The 15,604-nt window shown below is 51.4% G+C and carries 12 protein-coding genes; 10 read left to right on the top strand and 2 right to left on the bottom strand.

Annotated elements, in window-relative coordinates:
• Window positions 1-164 precede the first annotated feature (164 nt).
• The 6 genes from MJO52_RS15765 (at window position 165) to MJO52_RS15740 (ending at window position 9,129) form a co-directional block, all read left to right on the top strand.
• Window positions 165-2,993, top strand: a complete 2,829-nt coding sequence (locus MJO52_RS15765; RefSeq protein WP_252082927.1) for a 2-oxoglutarate dehydrogenase E1 component — start codon at window positions 165-167, stop codon at window positions 2,991-2,993.
• Between the two features lie 46 nt (window positions 2,994-3,039).
• Window positions 3,040-4,233 (top strand): 2-oxoglutarate dehydrogenase complex dihydrolipoyllysine-residue succinyltransferase, encoded by a 1,194-nt coding sequence (gene odhB / locus MJO52_RS15760; RefSeq protein WP_252082925.1) that lies wholly within the window; start codon window positions 3,040-3,042, stop codon window positions 4,231-4,233.
• A 64-nt stretch (window positions 4,234-4,297) separates the two neighbouring features.
• A complete protein-coding gene (gene lpdA / locus MJO52_RS15755; protein WP_252082924.1) occupies window positions 4,298-5,740 on the top strand; it encodes a dihydrolipoyl dehydrogenase in 1,443 nt (480 codons plus the stop codon).
• 162 nt (window positions 5,741-5,902) lie between these two features.
• On the top strand, window positions 5,903-7,069 hold the full coding sequence (gene sucC / locus MJO52_RS15750; protein WP_252082922.1) for an ADP-forming succinate--CoA ligase subunit beta: 1,167 nt from the start codon (window positions 5,903-5,905) through the stop codon (window positions 7,067-7,069).
• Window positions 7,070-7,071: 2 nt separating this feature from the next.
• Window positions 7,072-7,944: a succinate--CoA ligase subunit alpha gene (gene sucD / locus MJO52_RS15745; RefSeq protein ID WP_020412684.1), complete on the top strand. Its 873-nt coding sequence runs from the start codon at window positions 7,072-7,074 to the stop codon at window positions 7,942-7,944.
• Window positions 7,945-8,409: 465 nt separating this feature from the next.
• Window positions 8,410-9,129, top strand: coding sequence for a M12 family metallopeptidase (locus MJO52_RS15740; protein WP_252082921.1), 720 nt, complete (start codon window positions 8,410-8,412; stop codon window positions 9,127-9,129).
• A gap of 175 nt (window positions 9,130-9,304) precedes the next feature.
• On the opposite strand, the gene MJO52_RS15735 is transcribed toward MJO52_RS15740, so the two are convergent.
• Together MJO52_RS15735 and MJO52_RS15730 are read right to left on the bottom strand one after the other, a co-directional pair.
• Window positions 9,305-10,678: an MATE family efflux transporter gene (locus MJO52_RS15735; RefSeq protein WP_252082919.1), complete on the bottom strand. Its 1,374-nt coding sequence runs from the start codon at window positions 10,676-10,678 to the stop codon at window positions 9,305-9,307.
• 12 nt (window positions 10,679-10,690) lie between these two features.
• Window positions 10,691-11,254, bottom strand: a complete 564-nt coding sequence (locus MJO52_RS15730; RefSeq protein WP_252082918.1) for a DUF2239 family protein — start codon at window positions 11,252-11,254, stop codon at window positions 10,691-10,693.
• 256 nt (window positions 11,255-11,510) lie between these two features.
• On the opposite strand from MJO52_RS15730, the gene mtnP reads away from it, so the two are divergent.
• The 4 genes from mtnP to MJO52_RS15710 are packed head-to-tail and all read left to right on the top strand — an operon-like array spanning window position 11,511 to window position 15,566.
• Complete coding sequence (mtnP, locus tag MJO52_RS15725) at window positions 11,511-12,410, top strand: S-methyl-5'-thioadenosine phosphorylase (RefSeq protein ID WP_252082916.1); 900 nt, start codon at window positions 11,511-11,513, stop codon at window positions 12,408-12,410.
• 5 nt (window positions 12,411-12,415) lie between these two features.
• Window positions 12,416-13,363 carry an arsenosugar biosynthesis radical SAM (seleno)protein ArsS gene (gene arsS / locus MJO52_RS15720; RefSeq protein ID WP_252082914.1) on the top strand — a complete coding sequence of 316 codons (948 nt, stop codon included), beginning with the start codon at window positions 12,416-12,418 and terminating at the stop codon, window positions 13,361-13,363.
• A 36-nt stretch (window positions 13,364-13,399) separates the two neighbouring features.
• A complete protein-coding gene (locus MJO52_RS15715; protein ID WP_252082912.1) occupies window positions 13,400-14,083 on the top strand; it encodes a TVP38/TMEM64 family protein in 684 nt (227 codons plus the stop codon).
• Between the two features lie 7 nt (window positions 14,084-14,090).
• Complete coding sequence (locus tag MJO52_RS15710) at window positions 14,091-15,566, top strand: dihydrolipoyl dehydrogenase family protein (protein ID WP_252082910.1); 1,476 nt, start codon at window positions 14,091-14,093, stop codon at window positions 15,564-15,566.
• Window positions 15,567-15,604 lie beyond the last annotated feature (38 nt).

The following is a 15,604-nucleotide window of genomic DNA, read 5'->3' as shown; positions in this document are numbered from 1 at the left end:
GTGGGCTCGGTGCCAGGTAGGGCGCTTATCTAATACAAAAGCCGGCTCCGGTCGGTATTAAATTAAAAAGGGGAGGTGGCTTTGTGCGCCTCCCCTTTTGTGAGTGAAGGAAAGCGCAGTGGCTGTAGCGATGAGAGTCCACTGCAATCGAGGTAGGCATCAAAATGCACGAAAGTACCATGGAGCAGCTGTGGCGTAGCTCCCATATCTCCGGGGGCAATGCTGCCTATGTGGAGGAGCTTTACGAGACCTATCTGCACGACCCCAACGGTGTACCGGAGGAGTGGCGCAATTACTTCGACAGCCTCCCCCGCGTTGAGGGCAGCAGCGATGTCTCTCACGCCGCAGTGCGCCAGCACTTCGAGCTGCTCAGCAAACACCGCGCGCGCCCAGTAGCGGCGCCCGGTTCCGGCTCCGTCAATATCGAACATGAGCGCAAGCAGATTAAAGTTCTGCAGCTGATCGATTCCTATCGCCATCGCGGCCATAAGAAAGCGACCCTGGACCCGCTCGGCCTGATGGCCCGCGAGCAGGTGCCCGATTTACAGTTGAGCTACCACGGCCTGACTGAGGGTGATTTCGATACCACCTTCAATACCGGTAGCCTGTTCCTTGGCAAAGAAGAGGCGACCCTGCGTGAGATCGTAGAGGGGTTGGAGCGCACCTACTGTGGCAATCTGGGTGCAGAGATCATGCATCTCTCCAATCTGGAAGAGCAGCAGTGGTTTCAGCAGCGCCTGGAGCGCAGCCAGTCCAAGGCCAACTTCGGCACCGATATCCAGATTGAGATCCTGCAGCGCTTGTCTGCAGCAGAGGGCCTGGAGCGCCATCTGGATTCCAAATACCCGGGTACCAAGCGCTTTGGTGTCGAGGGTGGTGAGAGTCTGATCCCGATGATGGACGCCCTGATCCGTCGCTCCGGTACCTACGGGGTGAAGGAAATCGTGATCGGTATGGCCCACCGTGGCCGTCTGAATACCCTGGTGAATATCCTCGGTAAAAACCCATCGGACCTGTTCGAAGAGTTCGAGGGCAAGAAGACCCTTGATACTTCCGGTGACGTGAAATACCACCAGGGCTTCTCCTCCAACGTAATGACTCCCGGTGGTGAAGTACACCTGGCGCTGGCCTTTAACCCGTCGCACCTGGAAATCAGTGCGCCTGTGGTGGTTGGTTCTGTACGCGCTCGCCAGGACCGTCGTAAAGACGGGACTGGTGAAAAAGTAATGCCGATTAACATCCACGGCGACGCGGCTTTTGCCGGTCAGGGTGTGGTGCAGGAAACCCTGCAGATGTCTCAGACCCGCGGTTACTACACCGGTGGTACTGTGCACATCGTACTGAACAACCAGGTGGGCTTTACCACCAGCAAGCGCGAAGACGCTCGCTCCACCGAGTACTCTACCGATCCGGCCAAGATGATCGATGCGCCGGTGCTGCACGTAAACGGCGACGACCCGGAAATGGTCGTATTGGCCGCGCTATTGGCGGTGGACTACCGCTACGAATTTAAGAAAGACATCGTTATCGATTTGGTTTGTTACCGTCGTCGCGGCCATAACGAGACTGATGATCCCTCTGGTACCCAGCCGCTGATGTACCAGACTATCCGCAAGCATAAAACTACCCGTACCCTCTACTCCGAGAAGCTGGTGGGTGAGGGCATTCTCGATAAGGCTGCTGCGGATAAACTGGCCAACGACTACCGCGATAAACTCGATGCGGGTGAGGACGTGGCCACCGGCTTGGTGAAGCAGCCGGACTCCTCCATGTTTGTAGATTGGAGCCCCTACCTGGGCCACGACTGGCAAGTAGCTGCAGATACTGGCTATGCGCTGCCGAAGTTGCAGGATGTGGCCAACCGTATGACCGCTGTGCCCGATGGCATTGTGATGCAGCGCCAGGTCTCCAAGATTTACGATGACCGCCGCAAGATGGCCGGTGGCGCACTGCCCTTGAACTGGGGCATGGCGGAAACACTGGCTTATGGCACTTTGCTGGAAGAGGGCTTTATGGTCCGCTTTACCGGTGAGGATGTGGGTCGCGGAACCTTCTCCCACCGTCACGCGGTGATTCACAGCCAGAAAGATGGCCAGAGCTATGTGCCTTTGCAGCATATGTTCGAAGACCAGCCGCCTTTCTACATCTACGACTCGCTGCTGTCTGAAGAGGCGGTGTTGGCGTTTGAATACGGCTACGCCACCACTACACCAAAATCCCTGGTGGTCTGGGAGGCTCAGTTCGGTGATTTCGCCAATGGTGCCCAGGTAGTAATCGACCAGTTCATCACTTCCGGTGAGCACAAGTGGGGCCGTATGTGCGGCCTGGTAATGCTGCTGCCGCACGGCTACGAAGGCCAGGGTCCGGAGCATTCCTCCGCACGTCTAGAGCGCTTTATGCAGCTGTGTGCTGAGCATAATATCCAGGTGTGTAATGCCACTACTCCGGCGCAGATCTTCCACCTGCTGCGTCGTCAGGCGGTGCGCCCGATGCGTCGTCCGCTGGTGATTATGAGCCCGAAATGGATTTTGCGTCACAAGCTGGCCACCTCCAGCCTGGAAGAGCTGGCCGAAGGCCGCTTCCACAACGTGATCCAGGACCAGGGCGTAGACCCAGAAAAAGTGAAACGCTTGGTGCTGTGCTCCGGCAAGGTTTACTACCACCTGCTGGAAGCCCGTATGGAGCGTGAGCAGGAAGATGTGGCGTTCGTACGAATCGAACAGCTGTACCCATTCCCGGACGAAGAGTTTGTGGAAGCGGTATCCGCATTCAAGAAGATCAAGAGTGTTGCCTGGTGTCAGGAAGAGCCCATGAACCAGGGCGCCTGGTACTCCAGCCAGCACCACTTGCGTCGTCTACTGTCGGAAACCCATCCGAAGCTGGATCTGGAATACGTGGGCCGCGCCCCATCCGCAGCACCTGCGGCAGGCTACATGTCCACGCACCTTGAAGAACAGAATAAGTTCATCAACGAGGCGCTGACCGTCAAGTAACCGGCGGCAGTAATAAGTGAAGAGTCAATCTCAGGAAACAGAAAAAATGACGATCGAGATTAAAGCGCCAACTTTCCCTGAATCTGTTCAGGACGGAACTGTCGCCACCTGGCATAAACAACCCGGTGAAGCTGTGTCCCGCGATGAACTGATCGTGGACATCGAGACCGATAAAGTTGTGCTGGAAGTTGTTGCACCTGCCGATGGTGCGCTGACTGAAATCATCAAGGGGGAGGGCGATACCGTCCTCTCCAATGAAGTGATTGCCAAGTTTGAAGCGGGCGCTGGCGCGGCCGCTGCCCCGGCGGCAGAAAAAGCAGAAGCTCCGGCTGCCGAAGCGGCTGCCCCCGCTGCTGGCGACAAAATTGCCATGCCATCCGCCAAGAAAATGGCCGCTGAGAAGGGTGTCGATCTGGCGGGTGTTGAAGGCACTGGCAAGGGTGGCCGTGTTCTCAAAGAAGACGTAATGAAAGTTGGCACTGCGCCCGCCGCCGCTGCTCCCGCCGCTGCTGCCGAAGTGGCTGTTGCTCCGGGCGAGCGCGTGGAGAAGCGTGTTCCTATGACCCGCATGCGCAAGCGTATTGCTGAACGCCTGCTGGATGCCTCCCAGTCCACCGCTATGCTCACCACCTTTAACGAGGTGAACATGAAGCCGGTCATGGACCTGCGCAAGAACTACAAAGATCTGTTCGAAAAAACCCACAACGGCACTCGCCTGGGCTTTATGGGCTTCTTTGTGAAAGCTGCGGTAGAAGCATTGAAGCGCTACACCGCGGTGAACGCGTCTATCGATGGTAACGATATCGTTTACCACGGTTACCAGGATATCGGTGTAGCGGTTTCCTCTCCGAAAGGCCTGGTTGTACCGATTCTGCGCAATGCGGAAAACATGGGTCTGGCGGATATGGAAAACAATATCCGTGATCTGGGTGTTCGCGCCCGCGATGGTAAATTGTCTATCGAAGAGATGACTGGCGGTACCTTCACCATTACCAACGGTGGTGTATTCGGCTCCCTGCTATCCACTCCGATCCTGAACCCGCCGCAAACGGCAATTCTGGGTATGCACAAAATCCAGGAGCGCCCGATGGCGGTAAATGGCAAGGTGGAAATCCTGCCGATGATGTACCTGGCGCTGTCCTATGACCACCGTCTGATCGACGGTAAAGAAGCGGTTGGCTTCCTGGTAGCGATCAAGGAAATGATCGAAGATCCAGCGCGTATCTTGCTCGAAGTTTAAAAAATAAGTTCTGGGGCCTGCGGGCCCCTCGATCACACTGCATTAGAAATATCTGGAACTGATCATGTCGGAAAAATTTGACGTAATCGTAATCGGCTCTGGTCCTGGTGGTTATGTCGCTGCCATCCGTGCCGCTCAGCTGGGCCTGAAGACTGCTTGTATTGAAAAGTGGAAAAACAAGGAAGGTAAATACGTTAACGGCGGTACCTGCCTGAACGTAGGTTGTATTCCCTCCAAGGCACTGCTGGACAGCTCCTGGAAGTACCACGAGGCCAAAGACGCTCTCGACGTGCACGGCATTGAAGTCGGCAAGGTCAAGATGGATGTGAGCAAGATGATCGAGCGCAAGGGCGAGATCGTTAAGAAGCTGACCGGCGGCGTAGCTGGCCTGTTCACCGCCAATAAAGTGACCTCCATTTTCGGTACCGGTAAACTGCTGGCCAACAAGAAAGTGGAAGTCACTGACGACGAAGGCAACAGCACTGTCTACGAAGCCGAAAATGTCATTCTGGCTTCCGGTTCTGTACCGGTAAATATTCCGCCTGCTCCGGTAGACAACAAAATTATTGTCGATTCCACCGGTGCTCTGGAGTTCTCTGAAACGCCCAAACGTTTGGGCGTTATCGGTGCCGGCGTTATCGGCTTGGAGCTCGGTTCAGTATGGAACCGCCTGGGCTCTGAAGTGGTTGTTCTGGAAGCGATGGATAAGTTCCTGGCGATCATGGACCAACAGGTTGCCAAAGAATCCCAGAAGATCTTCAAGAAGCAGGGCCTGGATATCCGCCTCGCTTGCCGCGTAACCGGCTCTGAAGTGAAGGGCGAGGAAGTGGTTGTTACTTACCAGGACAAAGATGGCAAAGAGCACCAGGAAACTTTCGACAAGCTGATCGTCTGCGTTGGCCGTCGTCCTTACACTGAAGGTCTGTTGTCTGAAGATGCCGGCGTGAAGATGGACGAGCGTGGATTTATCTACGTTAACGACCTGTGCATGACTTCTGCACCGGGCGTATGGGCGATCGGTGACGTGGTACGCGGTCCGATGCTGGCGCACAAGGCTTCTGAAGAAGGTGTTGTAGTCGCTGAGCGCATCGCCGGCCAGAAGCCAATGATGAACTACGACGTGATCCCCAACGTTATTTACACTCACCCGGAAATCGCTGCGGTTGGTCGCACCGAAGAGCAGGTGAAGGCCGATGGCGAGCCCTACAACGTAGGTAGCTTCCCGTTTGCGATCAACGGTCGCGCTATGGCTGCCAACGATACCCAGGGCTTTGTGAAAATCATCGCTCACGCGGAAACTGACCGTGTACTAGGTGCCCACATCGTTGGCCCGTCTGCTGCCGATCTGGTTCAGCAAGTGGCGATCGCGATGGAATTCGGCTCCAGCGCCGAAGATATCGGTATGACCGTATTCGCACACCCGACTCTGTCTGAGACCGTGAAAGAAGCGGCACTGGGCGTGAACGGTCATGCGATTCACACCGTAAATCGCAAGAAGCGCAAGTAAGAAGTTTTTTCGATGTCGGGGCACTAATTATTGATTAATTAGCGCCCCGGTTTCATTTGCGGAATTCAAAATTTGCAACGACGGAAATTTTGAGTTTTGTCTTTCAGGTGCAGAGAGATCTGCAATTAATAAACACATTTCACATGTGAATTGGTATTGACTATGAACTTGCATGAGTATCAGGGCAAACAACTGTTTGCGGCATACGGATTGCCGGTTTCCAAAGGCATTGCAGCGGAAACCCCGGCAGCGGCAGTAGCAGCGGCTGACGAAATTGGCGGTGATAAGTGGGTAGTAAAGGCCCAGGTACACGCTGGTGGCCGCGGTAAGGCTGGCGGAGTAAAGCTGGTAGATTCCAAGGCAGAAATTGAAGAGTTTGCCAAGAAGTGGCTGGGCGAGCGCCTGGTAACTTATCAAACAGACGAAAATGGCCAGCCTGTTTCCCGTATCCTGGTTGAAAGCTGCACCGACATAGACCAAGAACTGTATCTTGGCGCCGTTGTTGACCGCTCCACCCGTCGTATCGTTTTCATGGCTTCCACCGAAGGCGGCGTTGAGATCGAGAAAGTAGCGGAAGAGACTCCGGAAAAAATCCTGAAAGCCACCATCGACCCGCTGGTAGGCGCTCAGCCTTACCAAGCGCGCGAGCTGGCTTTCAAACTGGGCCTGAACCCGACTCAGGTGAAGCAGTTCACCAAGATCTTCCTCGGCCTGGCGAAAATGTTCGAAGAAAAAGATCTGGCCCTGCTCGAGATCAACCCGCTGGTAATTACTACCGAAGGCAACCTGCACTGCCTGGACGCCAAAGTGGTAATCGACAGCAACGCGCTGTACCGCCACGCGGACCTGCGCGAAATGCACGATCCTTCCCAGGAAGATTCCCGTGAAGCGCACGCTGCCAAGTTCGATCTGAACTACGTAGCCCTCGATGGCAACATCGGCTGCATGGTAAACGGTGCTGGTCTGGCCATGGGTACCATGGACATCGTCAACCTGCACGGCGGCAAGCCAGCTAACTTCCTAGATGTTGGCGGCGGCGCGACCAAAGAGCGCGTTGTTGAAGCGTTCAAGATCATCCTGTCTGACGAGAACGTAAAAGCCGTACTGATCAATATCTTCGGTGGTATCGTTCGCTGTGACATGATCGCCGAAGGCGTTGTGGGCGCAGTAAAAGAAGTTGGCGTTAAAGTACCGGTTGTTGTACGCCTGGAAGGTAACAACGCAGACCTGGGCGCCAAGGTTCTGAGCGACAGTGGCCTGAACATTATCGCGGCGACCAGTCTGACCGATGCGGCTCAGCAAGTGGTTAAAGCTGCGGAGGGTAAATAATCATGTCAGTACTGATTAACAAAGACACTAAAGTAATCTGCCAGGGCTTCACCGGCTCCCAGGGTACTTTCCACTCCGAGCAAGCGATTGCTTACGGCACCAAGATGGTTGGTGGTGTAACTCCGGGTAAAGGCGGCCAGACTCACCTGGGCCTGCCAGTATTCGATACCGTTAAAGAAGCGGTAGAGAAGACCGGCGCTGAAGCTTCCGTAATCTACGTACCTGCGCCTTTCTGTAAGGATTCCATCCTGGAAGCGGCCAACGCTGGTATCAAGCTGATTGTTTGTATCACCGAAGGTATCCCGACTCTGGATATGCTCGACGCTAAAGTGAAGTGCGACGAGCTGGGCGTGCGTCTGATCGGCCCGAACTGCCCGGGTGTTATCACTCCGGGTGAGTGCAAGATCGGTATTATGCCGGGTCACATCCACAAGCCGGGTAAAGTGGGCATCGTTTCCCGTTCCGGTACCCTGACCTATGAAGCGGTTAAGCAAACTACCGATTACGGCTTCGGCCAGTCCACCTGTGTGGGCATCGGTGGCGACCCCATCCCGGGCTCCAACTTCATCGATATCCTGGAGATGTTCCAGAACGATCCGCAGACCGAAGCGATTGTTATGATCGGTGAGATCGGTGGTACTGCTGAAGAAGAAGCCGCTGCTTACATCAAGGAAAATGTTACTAAGCCTGTAGTTTCCTACATCGCTGGTGTAACTGCTCCTCCCGGCAAGCGTATGGGTCACGCGGGCGCGATCATCTCTGGTGGTAAAGGCACCGCTGACGAGAAGTTCGCTGCTCTGGAAGACGCTGGTGTTAAAACCGTGCGCTCCCTGGCTCAGATCGGCGACGCTCTGAAGGAAGTTACTGGCTGGTAAGTAATTACTAGCTGGCTAGCACAAAAAAAGGCCACCCTTTGGGTGGCCTTTTTTTGTTTATTAAACTCAACCGTCATCCTAATTCCGTGCCAATCTTTCCCTTGGCTTCTTTTGTTGCCAGATTAATTTCGCTGCGCAGCCATTTTAATTTTCACGCTACTCACTATTTCTGTGCATTTTGCCGATATTTTTCTTCTGCCTTGTGGTTTTTTCATATTTTTATTTTTTTTGCAATTAAATATTGAATGATATTTATTGTTGTTTGAGAAAGTATCTTATTTTTTATTTTTTCTTGGGGTGTTTTAGGAGTTATTTAATTTTTTCTAGGTGTTGTGAATTTGTTGGGGTATAAATTCCTTGTTGGGATTAAGTGCGGAGGTTGGCTTTTAAGAGTCCGGTTGTAAGTTAGATAAAGGATTTATTAACCCTCAAAATAATGACCAAATAATTGTGGAGGTTCACAGCATGGGACTATCAATAGATAAAAATATTCGAAATATTTCATATAAGCTGGTCTTTAGTGGTTTTTCTTTGGATAGAAATGAGGATGTTGGCGGAGTCTGGCCTAATGGGATCGTTAAATATTACGTACCGAATAATCTTGATGCTGGCTATGTGACGGCGGTTAAGAAAGCCATGTCCCGCTGGGAGTTGTGTATTTATCGGGCGTTTCAGTTTGCGGCGATTAAATTTTTGCAGGTGGGAGCGGCGGGGCAGGGTGTGATTACTATCCGGGATAATGATAGTAGTGCCACCGTAGGTTATACCAATACAACAAATCAGTATTGCGGTGTTAATTGGAGAGGGAATCGGGCTGCGATTGCCTCGCTTCCACATGAAATTGGTCATACCCTGGGATTGGCCCACGAGCATATGCGTTCAGATGCTCCCATGGCAGTGCAGAGCACACTGGACTCTTTACAAGTGCAAACCCGCACCCAGACAATGGCACGCTTTATGACTCATGGCTCGTCATTCGATGGCCAGTCTATCATGATGTACGATGCTCAAGCCCAGGCGCTGGGGGTCAGGGAAAATACCAGGGCAGGCGGTTGTAAAATTACCCCCAACCAGGTAAATAATTCAAGTTGGAATCCCAGCGCGGGTGATTTGAATATGCTTTCCTATTTGTACGATGGCAGGCGTCTGACCTTACCAAGATCTTTTGCGATGCCAATGGTGTAGATCAGTTCGTTGTTGCGAAGGTGACTTAAAAAAGGGAGTCAGCACCTCCCTTTTTACGTTTTTATTTTCTTCTCTAAACGTACCCTCTAAATTTCTGGCTCTTTAGGCTTAAGCGCAAAATTTACTAAAAGATAAATTACATTTTCTATCTGTGCCGCTGAAGTATTCGGTACTGCTAGGTGCTATACAAACCGTATTTGTGACCGTGTGTGCGGCTGCGTTGGTAAAGAATAAAAGCCGTCAGGCTAAGTAGTAATAACTCAGCAATGGGCCCTGCATACCAGATTCCAACTTCACCAACGGCCAGAGGTAGTAGCACTATCAAAGGCAGTAAAAATATATAAGTTTTTGCCAGTCCGAGAATGGCTGCTCGTTTGGCGTCACCAATCGCCTGGAAGAAGGTATTGACCATCATGAGGGGGCCAGCTAAGAAATAAACCAGAGTCATCATTGGCAGGATGCGCGCTACTTCTTCAATGATCAGAGGATCGTTAACAAATAGCCCACCTAAAGTGTCTTTAAAAATAATGACAGCGAGTTGAAGCAGCAGGCAATAGCCGAATGCCGCAGTCAGGGCGATATTGATACTACTATCCATTCGCGACCAGATCTTTGCGCCAGCATTATTTCCAGCCACCGTTTGAAAAGCCTGGCTTAAACCGAGTAGGGGTAGAAAAATAAAAGTCATAATCCGAGTGGTAATACCATAAGCGCTAACGGTAGCGTCATAGTTTTCCGCTCCCCATGCCTGTAGGCTGAATATAACTGCCATAGAGGTGAGGGAAACGCCGATATAGCTCAAACTAGCCGGTAATCCCAAGGACAGAAACTCTCTCCAATATTGTTTCTCATAGGAGAGGCGGATGACCTGTGTATCAATGACTGTTTTTCCGTAATGACGATAGCCGGCCACTATCATCAGGGCGATTGATTGAGCCAATGCTGTTCCATAAGCGGAGCCCGCTACTCCCATTTGAAAATGGGCAATAAAAATATAGTTAAAAACGATATTAAGAAGTATGGAGCTTAAAGAAACTATCGCCATCAGCGATAGTTTTCCCTCACAGCGTAATGTGTCGGAGTTTACGGAACCAATAAATAGGGCGGGAGATAGGAAAACAAGAATTGTTAAATAGGTGTAGCCCATATCCGCCAACGGCTGGGAGCCATTGGCTACCAACATCGTCAATTGTTTACCCCCAAGAGTAAACAGCACCATAAGAAGGCCACAAACTAACAGTGCCAAGGTGATTGCCTGAGAGAAAGCCTGTTTTGCCTTATCTATTTTTCCCGCGCCCAAGAGTCTGGCCTGAACGCTGGAGTAGCCAGCCGATATTAAGGAGGATAGTGCCACTAGCAACATAAACATTGGAAATGTCAGGGTGACAGCTGCCAGTGCGTCAGGGCCTACATACTCCCCCAGGAAATAAGCATCCAGCAGGGTAAAAGAGCCGTTTACCAACATTATAAAAATGATCGGTGCCGCTGTTTTGAAGAAAACCGGTAAAAGTGCACCCTTGAGGAAAATGTTGTCTTGTTGTTCGCTCATATACGATCCCTATTACTTATTTCCACTATGTATCTCTGCAATATCATTAAATTTGGCCAAAACAAAGTGTTTGATTTCTTCTGGCCAGGCTCGGATGGCTTTTTCAAAGCTTACTTTGCTATTTCGATAGAGGGAGCGGCTGGCATCTTCGAAGCCTGGGGCGTCACCAACAACCTGCAGCATAAATCTATCGAGTTGATGCTGGCTTGTGGTGATACGCTCTTCGAGTGAAATATCTTTCTGGGCCTGCTCCACCAGCTTGCGCAGGGTAACGGAGGCTCCGCCTGGTTGCTGTCTCAGCCACTCCCAGTGACGGGGTAACAATGTGACTTCCTTGGAAATGACTCCCAGCTTTGGGCGCCCTCGCTTTGCACTGGTAGGTGTTGTGCTGGGCTTCAATCTGGTTAGTACCGTCTCAATATCGCCTTGCCAATCGATCTCGATTCTTTGGCAGTTATCGGTTGAAAAAACCATGGGCTCAAGTGGCGTTTCACGGGATTTTATCTGGCGAACGATCGACTCCAGTGTGCCCCGTGCAATCAGTTGCTGTCGCTCAATGGCTATGTACTCTGGCACAACAAAAGTCTCCTATTAATTTATCCTGGCAAAATAATATTACCCGGGTAAATATAGGTGATCAATTTGTCTATGTACAGCAAAGGTCTCTCGCAAAATCTACTGGTATGTGCTGAAGGACTACTATCGGTGGGATTACCGTGAGTATTTCTGGCTCTAGGCGCGTTCTTAGGGAGTATTTTGCACCCTATCTGGCGATATACAGGGTCATTGCTCAATTCTATACTGCGGAAAAACTAACTACTTAGGAGTGAACATGGCTAGAGCACTGGTTGGTGTGATTGGGGGGAGTGGCCTCTATGAAATGCCGGGGCTGACTGATGTGCAAGAGGTTCAAGTGGAGACCCCATTTGGCCCGACATCGGATCCGATTCTGTGTGGCAAGCTGCAGGGTATCCCGGTTGCTTTTCTCTCCCGCCATGGACGTGGTCATAGGCTGATCCCCTCTGAGGTGCCCTACAGGGCAAATATCCATGGGTTGCGTCAGTTGGGTGTGCGCTATCTGCTCTCTCTCTCAGCGGTTGGCTCTCTGCAGGAGAAGGTCAGGCCACTGGATATGTTGATTCCCGATCAGTTTATCGACATGACGCACAAGCGTGAGGGCACTTTTTTTGGTGGCGGCGCTGTAGCCCATGTCTCTATGGCAGACCCCGTATGTTCCGCAGTGGCGGATTGTCTGGCGCGGGCCTTTGCTTCCACCCAGGCCGAGCAGCCGGTGCAGTTACATCGGGGTGGTAGTTACTTGTGCATTGAGGGGCCACAGTTCTCAACGCGAGCGGAATCCCACTGGTATCGCAGCATGGGGGCGTCGGTCATTGGTATGACTAATATGCCAGAGGCGAAATTGGCGCGAGAGGCGCAGATTGCCTACGCCACACTCGCAATGGCCACCGATTACGACTGTTGGCACCCTCGCGAGCAAGCGGTTACCGCGGAAGTGGCGATCGCTAATCTGCAGCAAAATGCTGCGCGTGCCCAGTTGATAGCAGCAGAGGCCATTCGATTATTGGGTATGGAGAAACCTGACTCCATTGCCCATACGGCATTGACCAGTGGATTGGTCACACCTGTGGAAACAATGTCGCAGGGCCAGCTCGCTGTAATAAAACCACTGCTTGAACCGACACAATCAGTGTTGGAAGAAGTGGAGCACTGAGACATATGTATGAAACACTGCCGTTACTTGAAATATCCGATTTCCCGGCAATACGCCGCAGTACTATCGAAACCCTGCAGCTCAACATTGGTTATCGCTGTAATCAGTCTTGTGTGCACTGCCATGTAAACGCAGGTCCCAATCGCACGGAAATGATGTCGGATGCAAATCTGGCACTGCTGTTGGAGGTCATTGAGAAGCGCCGTATTCGGAGACTGGATATCACTGGTGGCGCACCGGAATTACATTGCGGGTTTCGTGGCTTGGTCAGTGCTGCACGGGCATTGGAAGTGCAGGTTGTTGATCGGTGTAATCTCACAGTTTTGTTCGAGCCAGGCCAGGAAGATACTGCGGAGTTTCTCGCCCGAAATCATGTGGAGGTGGTCGCTTCCCTTCCTTGTTATTCCATGGATAACGTCGATAAGCAGCGCGGCAAAGGGGTCTTTGACAAGAGTATTGCCGGTCTGCAAAAGCTCAATGAACTGGGTTATGGCAAGCCAGAAAGTGGTTTGCAGTTAAATTTGGTATACAACCCTCAAGGCCCCTTCTTACCCCCAGAGCAGAGTGTCCTGGAGGCAGACTATCGTAGAGAATTGAGAAGGCAATTTAATATTGAGTTCAATCAATTGTTTGCGCTCGCCAATATGCCCATCAAGCGCTTTGGTTCCATGTTGATTTCCAAGGGGCAGTTTAAAGATTATATGACTTTATTACGTGACAGTTATAGCGCTGAAAATCTCGATGGCGTTATGTGTCGCAGCCTGGTGAGTGTTGACTGGCAGGGGAATCTATTCGATTGCGATTTTAATCAGCAGCTAGATATTCCTGTGCCAGGTAAGCCGCACCTGCATGATTTACTCGATGAGAATCTGCAGGGGAGCGCGATTGCAGTGGCAGATCACTGCTACGGCTGTACTGCGGGGCAGGGTAGTAGCTGTGGTGGAGCACTGTAAGAGGAAAGGGTTTTATAGCCATAGGGCAGGAATACTATGAGTAAAAAAATACTGCTGTTGGTGGTTATCGCGGTATTGGTGATTGCTTTTTACGCACTTGATTTACATCACTGGTTGAGTCTAGACAAGTTGCAGGAAGGTGGGGAGCAGTTCCAGCAATGGAAAGCTGCCTCACCATTTTTAGTGAGTTTCCTGTTTTTAGTTTTTTATATTTTAGTGACCGGCTTGTCCTTGCCTGGCGCGGCTATTCTCACCATAGCCGCTGGTGCGATTTTTGGTTTGTTGTGGGGCACTATTATTGTGTCTTTTGCTTCCAGTATCGGTGCCACTCTGGCTTTTCTTATGGCCCGCTACTTATTTCGCGATTATATTCAGGAAAGGTTTGCGGTACGCCTCCAAGTTGTGAATAAAGGTATTGAGCGGGAAGGCGCATTTTATCTTTTTGCCCTGCGCCTTGTACCTATTTTCCCGTTTTTTCTGATTAATATCTTGATGGGGTTAACCCACCTACGAGTCTGGACATTTTATTGGGTGAGCCAGTTAGGCATGCTTGCGGCCACAATTGTCTACGTGAATGCGGGAACGCAACTCGCCCGAATAGAAAGCCTTAAAGATATCGCTTCCCCTCAATTGCTTTTGTCCTTTGCGCTGCTGGGTATTTTCCCTCTATTGGCAAAATACTTCCTCAACTGGCTTAAACGTCGCCGCGAGGCCAAGTGAGACTCCAATGAAAAAACCTAAAAAGTTTGACCGTAATATTATTGTTATCGGAGCAGGTGCTGCAGGGTTGGTCAGTGCTTATATTTCTGCGGCAGTAAAAGCTAAGGTGACATTAATTGAGTCTGGGGACATGGGGGGGGATTGCCTGAATACCGGCTGTGTGCCCAGTAAGGCATTGATCAAGTGTGCTCGTGTGGCGCACTCCGCACGTACTGCGGGTAATTTCGGTGTGCGGCTGCCGGAACCGGAGATTAATTTTCCTGGGGTGATGCGGCATGTGCGTGAATCTATCCAGCAGATAGAGCCTCATGACAGCGTGGAGCGTTATTCAGAGCTCGGTGTGGAAGTGATAAAAGGCTATGCACGATTGGTTGATCCCTGGACAGTTGATATCACTTTGAAAAGTGGCGGTGAAAGATCTTTGCGTGGGCGTGCCATTATCCTGGCTACTGGTGCCGAGCCTATAGTGCCGCCATTCCCCGGCCTTGATACAGTTAATTATCTGACGAGTGAAACACTCTGGGATAGGTTTGCTCAACTGGATAAGGTTCCGCAAAGATTGGTATTACTGGGAGGCGGTGCCATTGGTTGTGAGCTGGCCCAGGCGTTTACCCGTTTGGGGTCTCGGGTGACCTTGATTGAGCGGGATGAACGTCTACTCCCCCAGGAAGATCACGAAGTATCGGAGGCTGTTGCCAAGGCATTGAAATCTGAAGGGGTATGTCTTCTTACTGGGCATGAGGCAGTTTCTTTTAGTGGCAATAAAGGTCGCCAGGAGAGCACATTACATTTACGTAATGCCGAGGGTGAAACACAGGTGACATTTGATGAGGTTATCCTGGCACTTGGCAGGCGCGCTCGCACCAAGGGCTTCGGGCTGGAAAAATTGGATTTATTGCAGGATGGTAAACTATCAACCGATACTTTCCTGCGCACTCGCCACCCCCATATTCTCGCGGCTGGGGATCTTGCCGGTCCCTATCAGTTTACCCATATGGCTTCGCACCAGGCCTGGTATGCTGCAGTGAATGGCCTTTTTGGTGATATCAAGAAATTTGCCGTAGATTACTCGCTGGTACCTCGGGCAGTTTTTACCGATCCTGAGTTGGCCAGTGTTGGGTTCAGTGAGCTCGAGGCCAAGCGACATGATATTGCTTATGAGGTAACTCGTTATAATCTTGATGATCTGGATCGGGCTATTGTAGATGGGGCGGCACAGGGTTTTATTAAAGTAATAACAGTACCAGGTAAAGATAAAATATTAGGCGTTTCAATTGTTGGTGAAAATGCGGCAGAGCTTATCGCCGAGTTTGTGTTTGCTATGAAGCAGGGGCTGGGGCTGAATAAAATCCTATCCACCATTCATATCTATCCGACAATGACCGAAGGCAATAAATTTGTTGCAGGAAACTGGAAGCGGGCCAATGCACCCAAACGCTTGCTGCGCTGGTTGGAAAAATTTCACCAGTGGAGACTGGGGTAAGGCCTAAGTAAAAAAGGGATGAGGCGGAGTTGAGGCAA

Source organism: Microbulbifer variabilis, from assembly GCF_023716485.1.
GTDB lineage: Bacteria > Pseudomonadota > Gammaproteobacteria > Pseudomonadales > Cellvibrionaceae > Microbulbifer > Microbulbifer variabilis_B.
This window is presented reverse-complemented; position numbering and strand designations above follow the sequence as displayed.

Excerpts from the sequence above, each read along its gene's own strand:
- MJO52_RS15765 (WP_252082927.1), top strand. The coding sequence starts at position 165 with ATGCACGAAAGTACCATGGAGCAGCTGTGGCGTAGCTCCCATATCTCC.
- odhB (WP_252082925.1), top strand. The coding sequence starts at position 3,040 with ATGACGATCGAGATTAAAGCGCCAACTTTCCCTGAATCTGTTCAGGAC.
- lpdA (WP_252082924.1), top strand. The coding sequence starts at position 4,298 with ATGTCGGAAAAATTTGACGTAATCGTAATCGGCTCTGGTCCTGGTGGT.
- sucC (WP_252082922.1), top strand. The coding sequence starts at position 5,903 with ATGAACTTGCATGAGTATCAGGGCAAACAACTGTTTGCGGCATACGGA.
- sucD (WP_020412684.1), top strand. The coding sequence starts at position 7,072 with ATGTCAGTACTGATTAACAAAGACACTAAAGTAATCTGCCAGGGCTTC.
- MJO52_RS15740 (WP_252082921.1), top strand. The coding sequence starts at position 8,410 with ATGGGACTATCAATAGATAAAAATATTCGAAATATTTCATATAAGCTG.
- MJO52_RS15735 (WP_252082919.1), bottom strand. The coding sequence starts at position 10,678 with ATGAGCGAACAACAAGACAACATTTTCCTCAAGGGTGCACTTTTACCG.
- mtnP (WP_252082916.1), top strand. The coding sequence starts at position 11,511 with ATGGCTAGAGCACTGGTTGGTGTGATTGGGGGGAGTGGCCTCTATGAA.
- arsS (WP_252082914.1), top strand. The coding sequence starts at position 12,416 with ATGTATGAAACACTGCCGTTACTTGAAATATCCGATTTCCCGGCAATA.
- MJO52_RS15715 (WP_252082912.1), top strand. The coding sequence starts at position 13,400 with ATGAGTAAAAAAATACTGCTGTTGGTGGTTATCGCGGTATTGGTGATT.
- MJO52_RS15710 (WP_252082910.1), top strand. The coding sequence starts at position 14,091 with ATGAAAAAACCTAAAAAGTTTGACCGTAATATTATTGTTATCGGAGCA.